The organism is candidate division WOR-3 bacterium, assembly GCA_039801365.1.
Taxonomy (GTDB): Bacteria; Hydrothermota; Tepidihabitantia; order Tepidihabitantales; family Tepidihabitantaceae; genus JBDRUN01.
Genome location: JBDRUN010000067.1, coordinates 1 through 3,611, shown reverse-complemented (window position 1 = coordinate 3,611; position 3,611 = coordinate 1). Strand labels below are relative to the sequence as shown.

The window sequence follows — 3,611 nt, the reverse complement described above, 5'->3', positions numbered from 1 at the left end:
AAGGTCGAAGTGACCTACCGGGAAAACGACGTGACCCCGAAACCGATGACCCCAGGCCAACTCGAGCTGTTCGGCTCTGACGTGGCCCAACTTGTCATCAACCCTGAGGACGTTCCCGCGTTTGCGCCGCCGGTCCGCCTGACCGACAACCCGGACGTGGACTACGCCATCATCACCCCGAACTCCCAGTCAACCTGGTTCCTCAACCTTATTGACTGGCGCGTAAAGAAAGGGTACAACACCCAGGTATTCACCACCGAGTGGATTGCAACCAACTACCCTTCAGGCCGTGACACCCAGGAAAAGATTCGCCTGTTCATCATTGACTACTACACAAATCACGGCCTCAAATATGTGCTCCTGGCCGGCGACAACGCTCAGGTTCCGGGTCGGCGCTGCCGTGCGGTCGTGTCCGGCTCAACCGGCGACATCCCGGCCGATGTTTACTACGCAGACCTGCAATGGTCATACGACGGCAACCGCAACAACATCTTCGGTGAAATTGACGGCGACACCGTTGACCTGTACTACGACGTTTACGTGGGCCGGGCCTCAGTTGACAACCAGACCCAGGCCAACACCTTTGTCAACAAGACTCTCTTCTACGAAAAAACTCCGACCACCGACTACCTGAGAAGGGTGCTCCTGCCCTATGTAATGCTCTTCTCCTCCAGCAACTACTCCGGCAAGGTTGTATCCGACTCGATTGCGGCCCAGACCCCGACCGGCTGGACCGACCGCTACATCGCCAACCCGACCTCGACAACACCGATGCGTGACTCCATCAACAACGGCTTCCACCTCTGCCATGTCGCCGCCCATGGCAACGCCACCGGTTTCTACACCGAGAGCGGCATTGCGATCTGGAACACCTCGGTCGCCGGCGGCCAGACCAACTCAACCCGGCCGACAATTCTGAACTCCATCGCCTGCATCTCAGGCGACTTTGAGACCTCAGACTGCCTGGCTGAAGCCGCGATGAACAATGCGAACGGCGGCACGGTCGCCTGCATGATGAACTCACGCGAAGGCTGGGGCACACCGCCCTCAATGGGCCCGTCCGAAAAGATGGACAACAAGTTCTACACCTACTTCTTCGGGTACGACACCATGGACATCGGCGTGCTCCACGCCCGGTCCAAGGACTTCTACGCCTCGGCGGCCCAGAGCCAATCAGTCTGGCGCTGGTGCTACTGGGACCTAAACCTGTTCGGCGACCCGAACCTGACCCTGTGGAAAGATACACCGACCTCAATGGACGCAGCCCACGCCTCAACGATTCAGACCGGAGCCCAGTCATTCACCGTCACCGTGACTTCAGGCGGTTCCCCGGTCCAGAAGGCACTTGTCGCCTGCTACAAGAGCGGTGAAGTCCAGGTCCGCGGCTGGACCAACTCATCCGGACAGGTCAGCCTTATTATCAACCCGCCGACCACTGGCACAATGTACGTCACGGTCACACATCCGACCCACCTGCCGGTCGAACACCAAGTCACGGTCACCCAGGGTGCACCCCAGCCCTATATTACCTTTATCCGGGCCGTTGTGGACGACGGCAACAACAACCGACTCGACCCGGGCGAGACCGCAAACCTGTGGGTAACAATCAAGAACATTGGCAATGCCCAGGCAACTACAGTCCAGGGCACTCTGCGCAACACCTCGGCCTATATCACGCTCAACGACTCAACCTCAAACTACGGCACACTCAACGCCAACGACACTTCGCGCGGCGACGTATACAACCTGACCGCCTCATCCTCTACCCCGCCCGGCACAAAGGTCTCATTCACACTCCACGTCACCTCTGGCCAGGGCTCCTGGGACCCGACCTTCGAACTCACGGTCGGTGCGCCGGCTCAGCCCGGAGCCATAGTCATGGACCACGACACCGGATACTGCAAACTGTCAGTAACCTGCCTTGGCTCAGTCGGCTACGATGAACCGCCTGGTGACCTGGACCTGGGCTCTGGGTTCTGCTATCCCAAGAGCGGCGGCAGCCAGCTCTACTACGGAAGCCTGGCAATCGGCAACAGCACATCCTACGTTGTTGACCGGTACTTCGGCCAGCCTGCATCCAGCGGCCCGAACCGCGACTTTGCCATCGTTGACAGCCTGCGCAACGTTCTGCCCCCGGACGGCGGCGACGAACACTTCCGCTGCGCAATCAGCGACGCTGCACATTCCGCACCCAAAGGCCTGCGCATCAACCAACACTCATTCCAGTGTGCGAACCCGGGTTACGACGACTTCGTTGTCCTGACCTACGACATCGCCAACAACGGCACAAGCCAGATTGACGGCCTCTACGCCGGCATATTCGCCGACTTCGACATCGGCTCGGCACCGACTGCCAACATCTGCTCATCCGACGTCAGCCGGCGACTCACCTTCATGCGCCAGTCCTCAAACGCCAACCCCTCAGTCGGCGTGAAGATACTCGACCCGAAATCCTACGCAAACCTCGCCGCGGTTGACCACGCGCGATACGTTTACCCTGACTCCTGCATGTCCGATGGCCAGAAATGGCGGTTCCTGAACGCCACCATCACCCAGCCGAACTCCAACCGGGCCTACGACTGGTCCTTGTGCGTCTCAGCCGGACCTTTCAACCTGCCGGTTGGCGCAAGCTACCGATTTGCGGTTGCGTTCGTCGGTGGAACCAGTGGCGCTAACATCCGCGCCAACGCCGACTCAGCCCAGGCCTGGTACGACCGCAACACCGGCATCTTTGAACAACCGAGTCCAGGTTTACGGGATGCGCTTGGCCTGACCTGCGTACCGAACCCATTTACCCGCACGGTCAACATCAGAATGCAACTCCCCTCAGCCGGACACATAAAGCTACAGGTATTCGACATCTCAGGCCGCGAAATTGCGAACCTCATGGACCAAGAACGCGGCGCCGGCAAGATTGAAGCCATCTGGAACCCCAAAGGCCTTGCCAACGGCGTGTACCTTGTGAAGGCCTCCCTGCCGGACGGCTCGGTGACCGAAAAACTAATGCTTCTCCGCTAGACAGAAACACTCACGTCGCAAAGGGGCGGCCCAAAAGCCGCCCCTTTCACATTCCCCACCAAAGACCGCAAGACCCGCTCCTCCTGTGCGGCCGGCAACAAACAACACACCTCTGCCAACCCACCTCAACCTGCAACACCACAACCGCTCGCTCCCACCCTGCTCAACCAGCCTATTCTGCCATCTCGCCTTGCCGCACCCACATCCATGTGGCTATTTGCCGTCCGGTCAATCACCTGCACTGTCAGCAAGGCCACCGCACGGATTTACCCACACGCAACCCCACGGTCAACCCGCAACCCAACCTAACAGCTAACCCGCAAGACTACCCAAGTCCTTACCACAGAGATTGTCCTGGTGACGATCTGACGGCCAACCGCAGAAACAACCTCTGAGTCTATCCGACATACTAATCCCCTGACAAACAAAGAGGTTATCTGGCTGACTAATCCTGCCATTACCTGACCGATTGTCCGGCAGACTACATGTCGGGCTACCTGACAGAGATACTATCGAAAGCTGTGGAAAAAAGATGAAGCGGTGTCTACAATTCTATGTGTATGTAGTAAGACCGGGCGGAAGCCCGAGAAAGG

At 58.7% G+C, this 3,611-nt stretch carries 1 protein-coding gene; it reads left to right on the top strand.

Features of this window, described 5'->3' with window-relative positions:
* Positions 1 to 3,018: C25 family cysteine peptidase (locus ABIL25_08340; GenBank protein ID MEO0082284.1), on the top strand; the 3,018-nt coding region annotated here is incomplete at its 5' end.
* Positions 3,019 to 3,611 lie beyond the last annotated feature (593 nt).